Below are 15,417 nucleotides of genomic sequence, written 5' to 3'. Positions count from 1 at the left end.
AAAAATGAAAAAACTATTTACTAGCTGCAATGGTAGTAACGGAAAGGTCTTTATAGTCAAATCCAAATAACAGCATACTAGTCTAACTTCATCATTCTTATTGGGTTTTGGCACTCATATACGTTTGGCATGATTTTCGCAGCAATTTTATAATAGTAATGATTATTAGACATCAGCAGTAGAAGTAAGCTAGTTTATAAGGATAGTACTTGTTATAAGTCATACGCGCTAGGTTAACGCAAAAATATGTTAATGAAAGCTAACTAAGCGTATAGCTTGTGTCCCGAGCACTTTAGTTTTCATCATTTACCTATATTAACGGCTCTACTATTAACAGTTCTACCGTATTGATGGGAAAAGTTAGCTAATTGCGACTATTAACTATTAACTATTAAAAATGGCTTATCAAATATAAGGTATTGCATTAACGATGTCTGAACCGACTCTCAAACGCTTATTCAATCGCTACTTGCGTAGTGATACAGGCAAGCAGCAGTCACGTTATCTGACAGCTGGCGAGATAGCGTTGGCGTATTCAGTATTTGGTGACAGCATCAAACTTGATGAAGTGCAGTTAAAGACAGCGTGGTGGGTACTAAAACATTATGCCGTTAGCCCCAATGGCAATATTTACTTTAATTCAGTCGATTGGATCACGGATTTTAGCGAAGCTCCACTGAGCAAACAGAGCTGGCTTATACATGAGCTAACGCACGTATGGCAGTTACAGCAAGGCTTAAAAGTGGTACGCGGGGCGATCATTAACCGAAAATACGACTACGTGTTAGAAACAGGTAAATCATTTTTTAAATATGGTATTGAGCAGCAAGCACGCATGGTTCAAGACTATTTTGTACGTCGTCAGCGTGGTCAGAACTGCCAAGAGTGGGAAGCTTGTATTCCATTTTTGATGGTGCAGCCTATTGTTAAGGCAGAAAATACTGATGATCTATCAGTCATCTAGTTTTTAAAAATAACAGTAAGCTTGACTGTGATAAGCATAACCGAATTATAGAACGATTGAGCTATATAGTAATTGATATACGGGTCAGTTGAATAAATACTGGATAACTATATTGGACGATTTAACAATTAATTGTGTTGCTAAAAATCAAAGAATAATGAACCGCAATTGTAATTTACCCTTTAATAATTTTGCTTTACCAAAGGATATGCACTCTCATGTTTAAATTTTTGTCAGTAAAGCCTAATGTTGATACCCGCTACCAAACGACTTTGCTTGTAGCCGCACTGTCAGGAGTATTGTTTTTGACAGGCTGTCAGCAGTCTGACACATTGCCTGTACCTGATGACAGTCAAACCAGTGAAAAAACAAGCGTAGAAGACAGTCAGCCTATGCCAAAAAGTGACTCAGCTGCTGCGCGCATAAAACAATTTCAGCCGATATATGTCGCACAAGCACAGAGTTTACAGAGACGATTGCAAGCAGAATATGAGTCATTGCAAGCGGCAGATGCGTCAGACAGTGAGGAGCTTTTATTACCGAATACTACTGATGACAGTCAAAATACAGGTAGTGATAACGAAGGAGCGACCGATGATACCGCTCCTATTGTAAATACTACTGCTACCAGTTCTGAAGAAGTGGTGCCATCGGGTAGTTCAGAAGTTGATACGACAGATATTGAGGCAGAGGTTGATGTCAATACGAGCACTGAAGTCGGTGAGCGTGATTTAACAGTTTTAAAACGCATCAGTCTTGAGCCGCGTAAACCTGTTATGTTGACCGAGGATCAAATCATAGAGCGATATCAGCAAACTATGGACGCTTTATATCAACCGGTGACAACAACGCTGAGCGCAGAGGATTCTGATACATTAATCAATATGGCGACGTTGGTTCCGCAGTTATTTGAGCATGCAGAGATTGCTGGTAGAGTAAGTGCAAAAAGTCCGGCTCTTGCCCGTTTAATTATTCAGCATCAGGTATGGGAACAAATAGAAGCTCAACAAGTGGTTGATATGCAGCAAATGAAACAGAAGCAGCAACAAGAGTTTGAAGCTTTGATGGCTAAGTTCAACGAAACTATCGAAGGATACGATGAACAGATTGCCAAATATGAGCAAACGTTAAAAGAGTTTCAGTAACTGACTATACCTTTATGAACTTAGTTAGTCACTTTTTATAAAGTAGTCAGTATTGAATAAAGAGAGTTAAGACAATAAAAAATCCCGCACGATGGCGGGATTTTCTATTGGGTAACGATTATTTTTGCTTACTTGCGATCTTCAACTTTTACAAAATCACGGCGCGTTTCACCAGTGTATAACTGACGTGGACGACCGATTTTGAACGGAGCGCTGTGCATCTCTAACCAATGGCTGATCCAACCTGAAGTACGAGCCAATGCAAAGATTACAGTAAACATTGACGTTGGGATACCAATAGCTTTCAAGATGATACCAGAATAGAAATCAACGTTTGGATATAGGTTACGCTCGATGAAGAACGGATCTTCTAACGCAATTTTCTCTAGTGCCATCGCCAATTCAAGCTTAGGATCGTTGATACCTAGTGCTTCTAGTACTTCATCACAAGTCTCTTTCATTACTTGAGCGCGTGGATCGAAGTTTTTGTAAACACGGTGACCAAAGCCCATTAGCTTCACTTCACGGCTCTTCACTTTTTCCATGAATTCAGGCACGTTCTCAACAGTACCGATTTCGTCTAGCATCTCAAGAACAGCTTCGTTCGCGCCGCCATGTGATGGTCCCCAAAGGGCTGCGATACCAGCAGCGATACACGCATAAGGGTTTGCACCAGTAGAACCAGCTAAACGTACCGTTGACGTAGAAGCATTTTGCTCATGGTCAGCGTGCAAGGTAAAGATTTTGTCCATTGCGCGAGTGATAACGTCGTTTTTCTCGTAGTCTACGTCAGCAGGTGTTGCAAACATCATGTACAGGAAGTTTTCTGCGTAGTTAAAGTCATTACGCGGATACATGAACGGTTCGCCTTGTGAGTATTTATAACTCATCGCAGCAAGCGTAGGCATCTTAGCAATCAGACGAATAGCTGTGATTTCGCGATGTTCTTCATTGCTCACGTCTAGGTCTTCATGATAGAACGCTGATAAGGCACCAACAACACCAACCATAATAGCCATTGGATGCGCGTCGCGGCGGAAGCCTTCAAAGAATTTACGCAATTGATCATGAACAGCAGTATGCTCGCGGATTTTTTCGAAAAAGTCTGCTTTTTGCTCAGCAGTAGGTAGGTCACCATGTAGAAGTGCATAAGCAACTTCTAGGTATTCAGCGTTGTTCGCTAGCTCGTCGATAGGGTAGCCGCGGTGTAATAACTCGCCTTTGCCACCATCAATATAAGTAATCTTTGATTCAACAGGAGCAGTTACTTTAAAACCAGGGTCATAAGACCAAAATCCTGATTCTTGTAAAGCAGCAATATCGATAACTGGGCGCCCTAAAGTACCTTTAATAATAGGAAGTTCGTATTCTTCACCATTCACGGTTAGTTTGGCATTAGTATCAGCCATAAATTGCTCTCCATTGGTTTGACTTGTTAGAATAAATTACTACAGACGCATACCCTCGCGTCATTGTCGGTTGAACGGTAAAAGTGCATTCAACTCATTTAGTACGCAGGGTATATTAGCAGCAATTCTTGATGATTTGAAAAAACTTTTATGGACCATGTGTCCAATTGGCGCGGTGTGGCGGTGGTTATTCGCTGTAATTTTTGTATCAAAATATGTCTGTCAGGTTATTTTGCTTAAAATTCATCTCTTTTTGAGCAAGTTTACAGCAGCATTATCAGAGCCATATTTTAGGTTTTTAAATATATTTTAGAGACAAAACTCATAAACAATGACACCAAAAACTGGCAGACTATGCCTAGTAAGCGGATTAAAGTTTGTCATAATAATTACTGTCAAAAACCAGTATTATCCTTATTCATTTATTTATTGATTAAATATGTATATATTCTTACTGAATGGATAAATTTGTAATTATTGCTCAGGCATTTTATAATTGTAGGAATTAACTGGCACTAGCTTTGCGCGAATTAATAAATGACCATGTTATAGTGTCGCTCAGAGCGTCTTATATTCATGCTTCTGTACGATTGTCTGGTGTTACGATAGACCAAACCGCATTCTATGGTTTGAATTTTCTTCTTAACCAATCTTTTTTATTTGTTTGGCACAGGATGTTGAGTGCTTGATATAAGGTCTGCTCTGATATATAAGACATAGTAACGTTGTCTTGCTCTTCATACGACCTCTAAAATAGACTGGTTAGTCGATGTTACTCATGTTTATGCTCTTTGTTGTATAATAGATAGGTTGTTTAGTAGGCCTGTCGATTCGACAAGCGACATTGAACAGTCTATCAATACCTTTATATAAATGATCCTTTCTTCATATTTAGCGCAAACTAAACGAAGTCAGCTAGCTCTTCCTTACTTTATTCGTCTCGTGTGTTGCTCAATGCTCAATTGACACTATTTATGTCAGGCGTTGATAGCAGATACAGGAGTATAACCGCAAAAGGATGCCCGCTGTGAAAAGCAACCGACCTATTGATCTGCCTTTAAGCCAAGTGATTAGCGTTAATCGCTCACCGATCGCGATCGCCTCTATCTTGCATCGTATCTCTGGCATTATTTTATTTTTATTGATTCCTGTCATGTTATGGCTACTACAGAACTCATTGGCATCGCCTGAGAGTTTTGCGACCGTATTTGACAACGTACTTGTGCGCTTTTTGGCATGGATATTTGTTGCCGCCATTGCATATCATTTTGTGATGGGTATCAAACATTTATTTGCTGATATGGGCATGAACGAAGAGCTAAAATCTGGCCGCACTGCCTCTATAGTCAGTTTTGTGATTGCAGCGATTTTAATTGTCGCGTCATTTGTATGGGTGATGTTCTAATGATAAAAAATGATTCAGGAATCAAAAGTGCTACTGGTCTGACAGGTTCAGGCTCACGTGATTGGATTGTCCAGCGTATTAGTGCTGTCGTTTTAGCTGTATATAGCGTGGTGTTACTAGGCTTCTTTTTGACCCATGGCAATGTCACTTTCGTTGAATGGTCATCTTTTATGACCAGCCTACCGATGCGTCTATTCAGTTTGGTTGCAGTACTTGCCCTAGCTGGTCATGCTTGGGTTGGGATGTGGACAGTTTTCACTGACTATATTACATCTGGCAAGATGGGTGAAAGTGCGCCAAGACTACGTTTGGTATTACAGACTTTGATGATTATCGCTATTTTAGTATTTCTATTTTGGGGCATCATGATTTTTTGGGGCAACGGTTTCGGTATCGCTGCCGTTTAACCATCTCATAAAAAGCTCTGATATCTATATATAACGACGGATGCCTCCAACTGCTACACTCGTTGGTAAAGCATTTTAAAGTCATCCGTTGATAGCCAAAAACAGTCATAGCATTGGACTAGCATTACTGATCAGCTAATCTGATTATAGTTGAGTAGGCCTAGTTCAGTATAACGATAGATATGCAAATTAAGTGGTTAAGGATTATTGAGATTCTTTATTCTATAAGCATATGAAATGGCCAAATAGTAAGCCTTTATAGCTGTAATAGAGATGTCTTAAACAGTCTTTAATTTACTTTTACGCATTAACAGGCATTAGGAAAACCGTAATGGCAACTAGACAAGACAATACCATTAGTAATATCAAGACCCTAAACTACGATGCAGTTATCGTTGGTGGTGGCGGCTCAGGTATGCGTGCTTCATTGCATCTAGCGGAAGCAGGCATGAAGGTTGCAGTCCTCACCAAAGTATTCCCAACGCGTTCGCACACGGTTGCCGCTCAGGGTGGTATCGGTGCAAGTTTGGGTAACATGAGCAATGACAACTGGCATTTTCACTTCTATGATACCGTTAAGGGATCAGATTGGTTGGGTGATCAAGACGCTATCGAATATATGTGCCGTGAAGCGCCAAAAGTAGTCTATGAGCTTGAGCACATGGGCATGCCGTTTGACCGTAACGAAGATGGTACGATCTATCAGCGTCCGTTCGGTGGTCACACGTCTAACTATGGCGAAAAAGCAGTACAACGTGCTTGTGCCGCTGCTGACCGTACAGGTCATGCACTATTACATACGCTATATCAGAAAAACCTAGAGCAAGGTACTGAGTTCTTTATCGAGTGGATCGCCCTTGATTTGATCAAAGACGAAGCTGGTAATATCAACGGTGTTGTCGCGCTTGAGCAAGAGACAGGTACGGTTGCAGTATTCCAGTCACCAATTACTGTCCTAGCGACAGGTGGGGCTGGCCGTATCTTCGCAGCTTCTACCAATGCTTATATCAATACTGGCGACGGTATTGGCATGGCGGTACGTGCTGGTATTCCATTACAAGATATGGAGTTCTGGCAGTTCCATCCAACTGGTGTTCATGGTGCAGGTGTACTATTGACTGAAGGTTGCCGCGGTGAAGGCGCTATCTTGCGTAACAAAGATGGTGAAGCGTTCATGGAGCGTTATGCTCCAACCGTAAAAGACTTGGCACCACGTGATCTCGTATCGCGCTCAATGGACCAAGAAATCAAAGAAGGCCGTGGTTGTGGTCCTAATGCTGATCATATCGTCATGGATATGACGCATCTAGGTGTTGAAACCATCATGAAGCGTCTACCATCAGTATTTGAGATCGGTAAAAACTTCGCCAACGTTGACATCACTAAAGAGCCAATTCCAGTAATCCCAACCATTCACTACATGATGGGCGGTATTCCAACCACTATTCATGGTCAAGTGATTGTCCCGGATCTAGAAGCGGGTACTGATGAAGACGGCCTATATGCTAAAGGTAATGTGGTTAAAGGTCTTTATGCAATCGGTGAGTGTGCTTGTGTCAGTGTACATGGTGCTAACCGTCTAGGTACGAACTCTCTACTAGATCTATTAGTATTTGGCCGTGCAGCTGGTAAGCATATTGTTGATGAGTTCCATCATGCAGATCATAACTACAAGCCGCTTGATCCACGTGTACTTGACTTTACAGTGAAGCGTTTAGACAAGTTGCAACAGTCTACTGAAGGCTATAACGCGCAAGACGTGGCTGATGAGATTCGTGCTACGATGCAAAAACACGCTAGTGTATTCCGTACGCAAGCGATGATGGACGAAGGCGTTGAGAAGATTTTAGCGCTAGGTGAAAAAATCGACAAGATTCATCTTGGCGATAAATCACAAGTGTTCAACACAGCACGTATTGAAGCATTCGAAGTTGCTAACTTGTATGAAGTAGCAAAAGCGACAATGATATCTGCAGCGAAGCGTCATGAAAGTCGCGGCGCACACAGTGTATCTGACTATGATCGTCCAGAAGATGATGATTACGCACCTAACGGCCGTAATGACCACGATTGGATGAAGCATACTTTATGGTACTCTGAAGGCAATCGCATCATTTATAAGCCAGTACGTAAAGTGCCATTAACTGTTGATTATATCGAACCAAAAGTCCGCGTCTACTAATTCTAGACTGCATACTTTATATATAGTTGATAGATAACAGCAGTGTTAACGTTTTATCCCTTATTAATTTATTAAAAAGGTGACCGCCAGCTACATGCTCATGCCAGCGTTACTACGCTATTAATTGGTATCCGATATTGGTTATCAATACTGATTAATAGCTAACGCAAATATGTTGCAATCTTTGTATGCCCGCCATCACCTACGTGTGGAGTTTAGCATTATGAGCCGAGGTACTCGCACCATCGAAATCTATCGCTACGATCCTGACCTGGACGCAGCGCCACGCATGCAAACTTATACGATTGAGCTACTTGATTCAGATCGTATGTTGCTTGACGTATTATTACGCCTAAAGAAAGAAGACGAAACGCTTACTTTCCGTCGCTCTTGCCGTGAAGGTATTTGTGGCTCTGACGGCATGAACATCAATGGCAAGAACGGTTTGGCATGTCTAATCAACATGAACACGCTACCAGAAAAAGTAACGGTTCGTCCGCTACCTGGTTTGCCAGTGGTTCGTGACTTGGTTGTTGATATGAACCAGTTCTATGAGCAGTATGAGAAAGTACATCCATACTTAATCAATGATCAGCCAGCACCGCCAACTGAGCGTTTACAGTCGCCTGAACAGCGTGAAAAACTGAATGGTTTATACGAATGTATCCTATGTGCTTGCTGTTCAACCAGCTGCCCATCTTTCTGGTGGAACCCTGATAAGTTCCTAGGTCCATCAGCATTATTGCATGCTTATCGCTTCGTTGCTGATAGCCGTGACGGTGATACTCAAGCACGTTTAGCTCGCTTAGACGATCCGTTTAGCTTGTTCCGTTGCCGCGGTATCATGAACTGTGTATCAGTTTGTCCAAAAGGTTTGAATCCAACCAAAGCTATCGGTCACCTACGTAGTATGTTGATTGATCAAGCTGGTTAAGCATAAGTAATTGCTTTTTATAATTGTTATCCGAAAAACACCACCTATTTATTAGGTGGTGTTTTTGTTAGTTAAAAAGCTGATATATAGATTTACTACTTTTGATAGCTCAATTGTCAGGTCAAGAAAGCGATGAATCTGACAAACTGAAAGATGAATGACAAATGATTTGAGAGTAAAACTGTATGGTCAATACGTTGGGCGTATGTAAGAAGAAATAATATATAGACAATCACCCTATATAATCAAATATAGACATAGTCGAATTTTGGTATAATTGTATTATGTATTGAATGAAATGATTGAAGCGTCTTTTTTAGCGATTAATATGTGTCGTTTGAGCACATTATGACATTATCAGGCTAAAATACTATGCGCACAATGATTATGCGTTTATAATTGATGTTAGATATTCATTACATAAATACCTAGTATTGAACAAACAAACTATGTCGCAAAAAATGGGCATGATAATCTATACAGCAATGTATGTCTGTCTGAAAAGGCAGAATTTATCAGCAAATTTAGGGTAATTCAGCATCAATAACCAGTTTATAGGTTAGCTGAAAATATAATTATCTATTAATAGCTTATCATTAATGGATTGGTTATGACTTAAAGAAGTATATATAAATTAATGTTGTGAAACGAGCTAGATAAGAAAACTGAGCGTTCACAAATAGTTTTATTTTTAGACGGGTATTGCAATAAGACTTGTTACCACTATTTAGCATCACTTGCTCTTGTAGACAATGACAGCAATATTCTATGGTGATGGCAATACTTAGGGATAAAAGTGTTTTATCGAATAGTATTTAGCAGGATATGACACATTGTCTAACTACCTGAGCATACAACGACTGACACAATAATAAGCACGATTCCATTCATTTATCTATCAAATAGACGATTATTATGAATAGTATAACCAAAGAAAAATCTGGCCAAGTACATACTGAACTGGCTGCCGATAACGCCAACTATATAGAAGCTCTCTACGAGCAATACCTAACAGACCCTGATAGTGTTGATACTGACTGGCAAACGTACTTTGAACAGTATAAGTCGCAGAACGATGCTCAGCACAACGCTATCAAAGATCAGTTCTTACTACTTGCTCGTAATCAAACGGCAAATAAGAGTAGCAGTACTGATACCGACTCTAGCAGCTCTGTCAACTGTGATCCTAAGCAGATGGGCGTACAGCAACTAATCTCAGCATACCGTCGTCGCGGTCATCGCCGTGCCAAGCTTGATCCTTTAGATTTGCATCCACGTGCAGAAGTAGAAGATTTGACGCTTGCTTATCATAATTTGTCAGAAGCTGATCTCGATACCGTGTTCCCGACCAATGATTTAGTTATTGGTAAAGATGAAGCGACACTGCGCGAAATCATCGAAATCATGGAACGTGTTTACTGTGGCCATATCGGTGTCGAGTATATGCACGTTACCACCAGTACAGAAAAACGCTGGATGGAAGAATACCTAGAGACTAATCTAGGCTATATCAAATTCGACAAAGAAAAACGTTTATCTATTCTTGAGCGCTTAACCGCTGCTGAAGGTCTAGAAAAATACCTTGCTCGTAAATACACGGGTGTTAAGCGTTTTGGTTTGGAAGGCGGTGAGAGCTTCATTCCTGCGATCAATGAAATCATTCAACGTGCTGGTGGTTATGGCACAAAAGAAATGGTTATTGGTATGGCTCACCGTGGCCGCCTAAACCTACTGGTTAATATCTTAGGTAAAAACCCTGCAGACTTGTTTGATGAGTTTGATGGTAAAGTGCAGCCAGAAAAAGGCTCAGGCGACGTTAAATACCACAACGGTTTTTCATCTAATGTGATGACGCCAGGTGGCGAAGCGCATTTAGCCTTAGCATTTAACCCATCGCATCTGGAAATCGTTGCACCAGTATTACAAGGCTCAGTACGTGCCCGTCAAGTGCGTCGTAATGATCAGCCGTCATTAGATAACACTGGTGGCAATTCAGTACTGCCTATCGTTATCCATGGTGATGCCGCTTTCGCTGGTCAAGGTGTGGTTCAAGAAACCTTCCAAATGTCACAAACCCGTGCTTACACCACTGGCGGTACTGTGCATGTCGTGATCAATAACCAAGTTGGCTTTACTACTAGCCGTCAAGAAGATGTTCGTTCAACTGAATATTGTACTGACGTTGCTAAGATGGTTCATGCTCCTATCCTACATGTAAACGGTGATGATCCTGAAGCAGTCGTATTTGCCGCTCAGTTAGCATTAGATTATCGTCATAAGTTTGACAAAGACATCATCATTGATTTGTTCTGCTATCGCCGTAATGGTCATAATGAGGCAGATGAGCCATCTGCAACTCAGCCATTGATGTATGCTGTTATTAAGAAGCTTCCGACTACTCGTACTCTTTATGCGCAAAAACTTATCGCAGAAGGTATCTTGAATGCCGAAGAAGAGAAACAGTACGAAGATGATTATCGTGAGTCGTTAGACCGCGGTGATTATGTTGTTAGCTCACTGGTTCAAGAGCCTAACGAGCAGCTGTTTGTAGATTGGAAACCTTATCTAGGTCATGACTTGGTTGATGACTGGGATACTAGTGTTGATATCGAAAAGCTCAAAGGTTATGGACGCCGTATGGCCGAAATGCCAGAAGGCTATAAGCTACAACGTCAGGTTCAAAAAGTCGTTGAGCAGCGTCTAGCGATGCAAACTGGCGAAGAACCTCTTAACTGGGGTGCAGCCGAGACATTAGCTTATGCATCATTAGTTGATAACGACGGCGTATTAGTCCGTATTACTGGTGAAGATGTTGGCCGTGGTACTTTCTCACATCGCCACAGTGAAATATACAATGTCAATGATGGCAGCATGTATGTACCATTATCTCATTTGAGCGAAAATCAAGCGCGCTTTGCTACTTATAATTCATTGTTGTCAGAAGAAGCGGTACTAGCCTTTGAATATGGTTATGCGACCACTGTACCGAACGCATTGATCGTTTGGGAAGCACAGTTTGGTGATTTCGTTAACGGTGCTCAGGTTGTGATTGACCAGTTTATCTCAAGTGGCGAGACCAAATGGCAGCGTGTTTGTGGTTTGACCATGCTGTTACCACATGGTTTCGAAGGTCAAGGTCCTGAACATTCATCTGCACGTTTAGAGCGTTTCTTACAGCTATGTGCTGAAGACAATATGCAGGTCATTACGCCAACGACTCCTGCACAAATTTATCATGCATTGCGTCGTCAGGCAGTACGTCCTATTCGTAAGCCATTGATCGTTATGTCACCAAAGAGCTTATTACGTCATAAGCTAGCGACTTCTAATCTAGAAGAGCTTGCTAACGGTAAGTTTGAGACAGTATTGCCAGAGATGGACGATCACAACGCAGATAAAGTGACTCGTATGGTTCTGTGTGGTGGTAAGGTTTATTATGATTTGTTAGAGCAGCGCCGCGCATTAGGTCTTGATCATGTGGCTATCGTTCGTATTGAACAATTGTATCCATTGCCAGAGACTCGCTTAATCGCTGAAATCGAAAAATACAGCAACCTAACTGAAATCGTATGGACGCAAGAAGAGCCATTGAACCAAGGCGCTTGGTACTATTTGGCACCGCATATGTTCCGTATCGTCGTACCGCATCCAACTAAGGCAAGAGTCATGGAGCCCGTGGCACGTCCTGCTAGTGCAGCACCTGCGACAGGTTCACCAAAATTACACGCTCAGCAGCAGCAAGCGTTGATTGCTGGTGGTCTTGGCATCAGTGTCGATGAGTTATCTAAGTAATAAGCTTTAAAAATAAATGAATCAGGCGATGACAGTCAGTGTTTTTTAATAAAATATAAGCAAAGTTATTAGAAGATTACTGATTGCCTATCACGACTTAATAATAAGTATGAATATCCAAATCTAAGGAGTATATCGATGGCTGACATCAAAGCCCCCGTTTTTCCAGAATCGGTTGCCGATGGCACAATCGTTGAGTGGCACGTCACTGAAGGTCAACAAGTTAATCGTGATGACCTATTGGCTGAAATTGAAACTGATAAAGTTGTATTAGAAGTTGTAGCACCTGATGATGGTGTATTGACCAAAATCGTAAAGCAAGTTGACGATACTGTATTGTCTGATGAGCTTATCGCTCAGTTTGAAGCAGGTGCAAGTGCTGGTGCTAGCGCAGAAGAAGCGCCAGCAGTAGATCCAGACCAACCAGCTGCGCCAGTTCAAGCAAAACAAGCTGCCGATGGCGGCGAGCCTGTTCAAGCAACAGATAAGAAAGGCGAAGCTGATCATAAAGATCAAAGCCCAGCAGTTCGTAAAGCAGCAAAAGAGTCAGGCGTAGATCCTAAAGAAGTTGAAGGTAGTGGCCGCGGTGGTCGTGTAACCAAAACTGATATGGCTAATCCAACATTGAAATCAGACAGCAGTATCAAGTCTGATAGCGGCCGTCCTGTTGCTGAATCAATGGGTGAGCGTACTGAAAAACGTGTTCCAATGACTCGTCTTCGTAAGCGTGTTGCTGAGCGTCTATTATCAGCATCACAAGATACAGCCATGTTGACGACGTTTAACGAAGTGAACATGAAGCCATTGATGGACATGCGCGCTAAATATAAAGAGAAGTTCGAAAAACGTCATGGTGTACGTTTAGGCTTTATGTCGTTATTCGTAAAAGCAGCGACAGAAGCGCTAAAACGCTTCCCAGCAGTAAACGCTTCACTAGATGGTGATGACATTGTTTATCATGGTTTTTATGATATCGGTGTAGCCGTATCTTCAGATCGTGGCTTGGTTGTTCCAGTATTACGTGATACTGATCGCATGAGCATGGCTGACGTTGAAAGCACAATCCGTGAGTTTGGCGGTAAAGCACAGCAAGGTAAGCTTGGTCTAGAAGACATGACTGGCGGTACTTTCACTATCTCTAACGGTGGTGTATTTGGTTCATTGATGTCAACACCTATCTTGAACCCACCACAAACTGCTATCCTAGGTATGCACGCTATCAATGACCGCCCAATGGCTGTCGATGGCAAAGTTGAAATCTTACCAATGATGTACCTAGCGCTATCTTATGACCATCGTATGATCGATGGTAAAGAAGCAGTACAGTTCTTGGTAACTATCAAAGAGTTGGTCGAAGACCCTGCAATGCTACTACTAGACCTGTAAGCTTTTAAGCTTGTATTGGCAACCGCTGATACAAGCTTTTTAACTTTGGTATAGATAATGATTTTTATTACTCAGCGATCTCTTCATGCGCTGATAACTGTATTTAAATGAATTTAATAATGGTGACTTGCTATCGATTATCGATGAGTGAGCCTATCTCACTGACATAGTGTATTAACTATTCAGTGTAGATAACGCTGATCTATCAGCGAGAAAATAACCAGTTTAAATGACACATACAATTAAAAATAGGAACGTACTATGAAAGACAATTATGATTTAGTCGTCATCGGCGGCGGTCCTGGTGGTTACGAAGCAGCTATTCGTGCAGGCCAGCTCGGTATGAGTGTTGCTTGTATCGAAAAGCGCGTTTACAAAGGCGAGCCAGCACTTGGCGGTACTTGCTTAAACGTTGGTTGTATCCCATCAAAAGCCCTACTTGACAGCTCACATCGTTACGAAGCTACTAAGCATGACCTTGACGAGCACGGTATTAGTACTGGTGACGTTGCTATCAATATCGAGAAAATGATAGAGCGTAAAGAAGGTATTGTTAAGCAGTTGACTGGTGGTGTTGCAGCGTTGCTAAAAGGCAATGGTGTTGACTGGCTACAAGGCTGGGGTACTTTAGTTGACGGTAAAGGCGCTGATAAAAAAGTCAAATTTACTGCTCTAGAAGACGAAAGCGAAACGACGATCACTGCTAAGAATGTTATTCTTGCGGCCGGTTCTGTGCCTATCGAGATTCCTGTTGCCAAAACTGACGGTGACCGTATTGTTGATTCAACGGGCGCACTTGATTTTACCTCAGTCCCTAAGCGTCTAGGCGTTATTGGTGCTGGTGTTATCGGTCTTGAGCTTGGTTCAGTATGGCGTCGTCTAGGTGCAGAAGTAGTAGTATATGAAGCACTTCCTAGTTTCTTAGCTGCTGCTGACAAAGACATCTCAAAAGAAGCTGGCAAAATGCTGAAGAAGCAAGGTCTTGATATCCGTGTCGATACCAAAGTAACCAATGCTGAAGTACAAGGTGACCAAGTTGTCGTCACTAGCGAAAGCAAAGGTGAATCTTCTGAAGAGAGCTTTGACAAGCTAATCGTTTGTGTTGGTCGTCGCGCTTATTCTGAAAAACTGCTTGGCGATGACAGCGGTATCACGTTGACTGAACGTGGCCTTATCGATGTTAATGACCAGTGCAAAACCAATCTTGATGGCGTTTATGCTATCGGTGATTTGGTCCGTGGTCCTATGCTTGCGCACAAAGCAATGGAAGAAGGCATGATGGCCGTTGAGCGTATTCATGGCGAAAAACCTCAAGTTAACTATGACACTATCATCAATGTCATTTATACTCACCCAGAAATCGCATGGGTAGGTTTGACTGAGCAAGAAGCTGAAGAAGCTGGCTATGAAGTTAAAACAGGTTCTTTCAACTTGGCTGCTAACGGTCGTGCATTAGCGCAAAGTGAAGCGCAAGGTTCTGTGAAAGTAGTTGCTGATGCGAAAACAGATCGTCTATTAGGTATGCATGCTATCTCTGCTGGTGCTGGTGATATCGTCCATCAAGGTATGATCGCGATGGAATTTGTTTCTAGTATCGAAGACTTGCAGTTGATGACATTTGCTCATCCAACTATTTCAGAAGCAGTGCATGAAGCTGCTCTATCTGCAGATGGTCGCGCAATTCACGCCATCCAGCGCAAAAAACGTAAGAAATAAGTAGTTGCTCGTTTAGTTATTATCGATTTACAACCTGATTGGGGTATCGCTATTTTGGTGATGCCACAATCATGAGT

Annotated in this window: 10 protein-coding genes; 9 read left to right on the top strand and 1 reads right to left on the bottom strand. The window is 41.8% G+C overall.

The annotated features are described in order from the left end of the window. Positions 1-430 precede the first annotated feature (430 nt). Positions 431-964, top strand: a complete 534-nt coding sequence (locus tag DXK30_RS08915) for a type IV secretion protein Rhs (RefSeq protein WP_114701396.1) — start codon at positions 431-433, stop codon at positions 962-964. Positions 965-1,182: 218 nt separating this feature from the next. After that, on the top strand, positions 1,183-2,109 hold the full coding sequence (locus tag DXK30_RS08910; protein ID WP_227670780.1) for a hypothetical protein: 927 nt from the start codon (positions 1,183-1,185) through the stop codon (positions 2,107-2,109). Positions 2,110-2,237: 128 nt separating this feature from the next. On the opposite strand, the gene gltA is transcribed toward DXK30_RS08910, so the two are convergent. Further along, positions 2,238-3,518 (bottom strand): citrate synthase, encoded by a 1,281-nt coding sequence (gene gltA, locus DXK30_RS08905; RefSeq protein ID WP_102078275.1) that lies wholly within the window; start codon positions 3,516-3,518, stop codon positions 2,238-2,240. A 1,018-nt stretch (positions 3,519-4,536) separates the two neighbouring features. Between gltA and sdhC the strand changes: the two genes are divergently transcribed. From sdhC to lpdA, 7 genes are all read left to right on the top strand, one after another. Next, positions 4,537-4,923, top strand: a complete 387-nt coding sequence (gene sdhC, locus DXK30_RS08900; RefSeq protein WP_114701395.1) for a succinate dehydrogenase, cytochrome b556 subunit — start codon at positions 4,537-4,539, stop codon at positions 4,921-4,923. Between the two features lie 2 nt (positions 4,924-4,925). Beyond that, entirely contained in the window at positions 4,926-5,330 is a 405-nt protein-coding gene (sdhD, locus tag DXK30_RS08895) for a succinate dehydrogenase, hydrophobic membrane anchor protein (RefSeq protein ID WP_114701546.1), read from the top strand. A gap of 331 nt (positions 5,331-5,661) precedes the next feature. Then, positions 5,662-7,512, top strand: a complete 1,851-nt coding sequence (sdhA, locus tag DXK30_RS08890; RefSeq protein ID WP_114701394.1) for a succinate dehydrogenase flavoprotein subunit — start codon at positions 5,662-5,664, stop codon at positions 7,510-7,512. 223 nt (positions 7,513-7,735) lie between these two features. Continuing rightward, complete coding sequence (locus DXK30_RS08885) at positions 7,736-8,446, top strand: succinate dehydrogenase iron-sulfur subunit (protein ID WP_114701545.1); 711 nt, start codon at positions 7,736-7,738, stop codon at positions 8,444-8,446. A gap of 915 nt (positions 8,447-9,361) precedes the next feature. Next, positions 9,362-12,238, top strand: a complete 2,877-nt coding sequence (locus DXK30_RS08880) for a 2-oxoglutarate dehydrogenase E1 component (RefSeq protein ID WP_114701393.1) — start codon at positions 9,362-9,364, stop codon at positions 12,236-12,238. 138 nt (positions 12,239-12,376) lie between these two features. Further along, the gene (gene odhB, locus DXK30_RS08875) at positions 12,377-13,624 is read left to right on the top strand and encodes a 2-oxoglutarate dehydrogenase complex dihydrolipoyllysine-residue succinyltransferase (protein WP_101204629.1); all 1,248 of its coding nucleotides are present in this window, start codon (positions 12,377-12,379) and stop codon (positions 13,622-13,624) included. Positions 13,625-13,885: 261 nt separating this feature from the next. Next, on the top strand, positions 13,886-15,340 hold the full coding sequence (lpdA, locus tag DXK30_RS08870) for a dihydrolipoyl dehydrogenase (protein WP_114701392.1): 1,455 nt from the start codon (positions 13,886-13,888) through the stop codon (positions 15,338-15,340). Positions 15,341-15,417 lie beyond the last annotated feature (77 nt).

The organism is Psychrobacter proteolyticus, assembly GCF_003350005.1.
GTDB lineage: Bacteria > Pseudomonadota > Gammaproteobacteria > Pseudomonadales > Moraxellaceae > Psychrobacter > Psychrobacter proteolyticus.
The sequence above is the reverse complement of the archived record's forward strand: the minus strand, read 5'-3'. Positions and strand labels throughout refer to the sequence as shown.

Bases quoted from the DNA above. Each gene is read 5' to 3' on its own strand.
- gltA (WP_102078275.1), bottom strand. From the start codon at position 3,518: ATGGCTGATACTAATGCCAAACTAACCGTGAATGGTGAAGAATACGAA.
- lpdA (WP_114701392.1), top strand. From the start codon at position 13,886: ATGAAAGACAATTATGATTTAGTCGTCATCGGCGGCGGTCCTGGTGGT.
- DXK30_RS08910 (WP_227670780.1), top strand. From the start codon at position 1,183: ATGTTTAAATTTTTGTCAGTAAAGCCTAATGTTGATACCCGCTACCAA.
- DXK30_RS08915 (WP_114701396.1), top strand. From the start codon at position 431: ATGTCTGAACCGACTCTCAAACGCTTATTCAATCGCTACTTGCGTAGT.
- sdhC (WP_114701395.1), top strand. From the start codon at position 4,537: ATGCCCGCTGTGAAAAGCAACCGACCTATTGATCTGCCTTTAAGCCAA.
- DXK30_RS08880 (WP_114701393.1), top strand. From the start codon at position 9,362: ATGAATAGTATAACCAAAGAAAAATCTGGCCAAGTACATACTGAACTG.
- sdhA (WP_114701394.1), top strand. From the start codon at position 5,662: ATGGCAACTAGACAAGACAATACCATTAGTAATATCAAGACCCTAAAC.
- odhB (WP_101204629.1), top strand. From the start codon at position 12,377: ATGGCTGACATCAAAGCCCCCGTTTTTCCAGAATCGGTTGCCGATGGC.
- DXK30_RS08885 (WP_114701545.1), top strand. From the start codon at position 7,736: ATGAGCCGAGGTACTCGCACCATCGAAATCTATCGCTACGATCCTGAC.